General features: G+C 65.3%; 3 protein-coding genes. All 3 read right to left on the reverse strand.

Translation table 11 applies throughout. From position 1 onward, the window contains the following. A partial coding sequence (locus ACLFQI_RS12580; protein WP_410759820.1) for a penicillin-insensitive murein endopeptidase occupies positions 1-560 on the reverse strand: 560 nt, incomplete at its 3' end. Positions 561-787: 227 nt separating this feature from the next. Then, the gene (locus ACLFQI_RS12585) at positions 788-1,486 is read right to left on the reverse strand and encodes a hypothetical protein (RefSeq protein ID WP_410759822.1); all 699 of its coding nucleotides are present in this window, start codon (positions 1,484-1,486) and stop codon (positions 788-790) included. A gap of 236 nt (positions 1,487-1,722) precedes the next feature. Beyond that, a complete protein-coding gene (locus ACLFQI_RS12590) occupies positions 1,723-3,510 on the reverse strand; it encodes an SLC13 family permease (protein WP_410759824.1) in 1,788 nt (595 codons plus the stop codon). Between the last annotated feature and the right edge of the window lie 7 nt (positions 3,511-3,517).

Here is a 3,517-nt window from a genome sequence, read left to right on the forward strand (position 1 = left end):
AAGCGTTGCTCGGCGCCCCAGCGTGCGTTGGGCTGGAGCCCATGACGATCGAGCATGCTCGGTGGGTCATTGGCCTCCGGGGTGTCGCGCCAGGCCTGGCGCGGCGAATCGGCCAACGTCAGCCAGATGTCGACATCGAGGCCATTCTGATGGCTGACATGAGACGACGCCATGCGCCCGCCACGCGGTTGCGCCAGGTCGCCCACCATGATCAGCCGGCCGCCGGTGCGCGCGGCAACCTCGGCGCCGAGTTCGCGGACCAACGCGATCGTCCGCGCATGGCCATAGTAACGGTTGCGATGACGGCGGATGTTGACGAAGCCCTCGCCACTCGCCGGCAAGGCCAGGGCGCCGCGCAAACAGCCGTTCGAAGGACCACCGATGGCCTCCGGGCGGCCTTGGGCGACGGTCTCGACCCGCGACCATGGGGTCTCGGCGGCAAACACCGGCTGCAGGGCGAGCAGCATGAGCAGGCCAAGCATCAGCGTCCGCGCGAGCCCCTGACGCGTGCCGGGAAGCGAAAAGGGCTGGGGCCAAGCTCGTGTTGGCGGGTTATTCATCGGCAACTCCCGTCTGGCGGCGCCATAGACTGACACGCAGGAAAGACGAAGAGTATCAGTGTTTCAGGCGCTAAGAGCTTTGACAGAAATCGCCTAAGCTCGGTGTGTTCGGCGCGGCACGCCGGCTGGAGGGACCCTGCGCGCCAGCCTCGATCGCCAGCCTCGATCGGGTCAGGGCCGGCAGGGGCTGGCCCCTGCCGGCCCTGACCGACCCGTTCCCGACCGGATCAGCCCTCCTTGTGCTTATTGCCGATGCGCTTATTGCTGAGGCGCTTGCTGAGCACCATGCCACGCATCGAGAGCAGCACGAAAGTGCTCGCGATGAAGCCAACCACGGCCATGCCGATGGTGATCGAGAGGGTCTTGCTCTCGGCGTCGTCGATGCCGACGGTCTCGCCGATGTAGAGCAGCATGGCGTTATCCGCCGGTACGGCAAGCAGATAGGCGCAGAAGACCAGGAACAGGCTGAAGAAGAACAGCTTGAAATCCATGTGCATGGCGGCCAGCAGCGAGGCCAAGGCGGTCAGATAGATGACGATGCTGGTGTACTGCTGGGCATCGAGCGACTCCCGCAGTCCCTGGGTATTGGCGGCATAGAGCAGCGCGAAGACGGCTCCCCAATGGACGACCTGTTTGATCAGATACCAGGCGCTCAACTGATCGGAGAGATAGGACTGACTCCAACCGGAGATCAACGAGATCAGGGCGATGACCGGGATGAAATACTCCCAGTACTCGACGGTCCCGGCCATATCCTTCTGGCTGAGCCAGAACAGCACGACCGCGCTCGCGAAGAGGACGATCTGTGGGAGCAGCGCGAGATAGAGCGGGGATTGGTAGCGCTTGGTCTTGGGCTTGGTTTTCGCCTTCGTCTTCGTCTTGGATTTTGCGGGGGCTGTACTGGGGACGGCGGTAGCTTCGGACACGACGAGTCCTCCAACTGGACCTGTGGTGAAGAGGACCGACGGTCACAACCGTCGAGGTACAGGACGACCTCGACACAACGACGCGCAAGAACCGACCTCATGATCGCGACGTGGGACCGTCGGAGGTGACAATCTCCCTCTAAGTGTAAACCCATTTTGCCATGTGTGTAGTTGGATTGACACAAAAATTCACGCCAGAGTGTCAATCCAACTAGACAGCACCCGTTGAGCGCGACCTAGAACGGCCAGATCAGCGGCACCAAGGCCACCGTCAGGGCACCGATCAGCAGGGTGAGCGGGATGCCGATGCGCAGGAAATCGACGAAGCGATAGCCACCGACATTGAACACCATCAGGTTGGTCTGATAGCCAATCGGGGTCGCGAAGCTGGCCGAGGCGCCCACCATCAGCGTCACCAGAAAGGGCACCGGACTCACGTCCATCAACCGCGCGCTGTCGAGGGCGACCGGGAATAGCAACACGGCGGCGACATTGTTGGTCGCCAAGGCCGTGAGCACGGCGCTGGCGACGAACAACAAGCCCAGCGCCAGCCAGGGCAGGCCGCCGGCGAGCCCGATCAGCGAACTTGCGAGCAAGGCCGCAGCGCCGGTCTTCTCGAGCGCGGCACCGATGCCGAACGCGGTCGCGATGATGATCAACACCTGCCAGTCCGGCGCGCGGCGGGCGACCCGATCGGGCGTGCAACGGGTCAGGATCATCGCGCCGGCGGCGAGCAGGGCGGCCTCGAGCATGCTCAGCAGCCCGCCGGCGACCAACGCGATCATGGCGACAACGATGGCAATCGCGATTGGCGCCCGCTCATGGCGCGGCGGATGCGCGTCGCCGAACTGGCTCACGACCAGGAAATCCTTCGAGTTGCGCTGTTGCAGCACGAAGTCTGGCCGCGTCTCCAGCAGCAAGGTATCGCCGGCGTGCAGCACGATATCGCCGATCTTGCGCCGCACGCGCTCGCCATTGCGCGAGAGCGCGATGATCACCGCGTTGTAATAGCCGCGGAATCGGCCCTGACGCACGCTCGTGCCCACCAAGGGGCATTTATTCGACAACACCGCCTCCACGAAGCAGCGCTCCTGGCGTGGCCCGCCGAGCTTGTAGACCTGATTGGTGGCCGGCGCCAGACCGCGAATCCGGTGCAGATCGACCACCGAGTCGAGGATGCCGGCGAACACCAGCCGGTCGCCGGCGGCGAGCAGCACCTGCGGCGAGACCGCCGGCATGATCTGGCCATCGCGCTCGATCTCGGCGAGGAACAGGCCGGGCAGTTGCCGCAGCCCCGCGGCCTCGATGCTCTTGCCGGCGAGCGGACTGTCCGCGCTCACCAGCATCTCGGTGGTGTAGTGGCGCACGTCCTCGAAGCGTTCGGCGGCGGCCGTGCGCGTCGGCAGCAGCCAGCGCGCGCCGAGCATGATGAATCCCAGGGTCGCGATCACCAGCGGCACGCCAATCCAGGCCAACTCGAACAAGCCAAAGCCGGCACCCTGGAGGTGATCGCCGTAGAGCCCATCGACGACCAGATTGGTGCTGGTGCCGATCAGCGTGCAGGTCCCGCCGACGATGCTGGCGAAGCTCAGCGGGATCAGCAGCCGCGAGAGCGGCAGCCGATGCCGACGCGCCCACTCGCTGACCGCCGGGATGAAGATCGCGACCACGGCGGTGTTGTTCAGGAAGGCGCTGAGACCCGCCGTGGGCAGCATCACGCGCAGGCGCGCGTCGGCCTCGCCCTTGGGTCGGCCGAGCAGCGACTGGCCGATCCAGCTCACGGCGCCGGTCTCCTTGAGCCCGGAGACCACCATGTAGAGCACGGCGACAGTGAGCATGCCCGGATTGGCGAAACCGGCGAGGGCCTCGGCCGGGGTCAGCACGCCGCTGATGAGCAGCACGGTGAGCGCGCCCGAGGTGATCACATCCGGGGCGAGGCGGGTGGCGAGAAAGAGGACGAAGGAGACAGCGACCAGCCCGAGGCTGAGCCAGCCTTGCCAGCCAAGGGCGAGCAATGCGTCCATGGGGATG

Source organism: Halochromatium sp. (assembly GCF_046541315.1).
In the GTDB taxonomy this organism is placed as follows: domain Bacteria; phylum Pseudomonadota; class Gammaproteobacteria; order Chromatiales; family Chromatiaceae; genus Lamprobacter.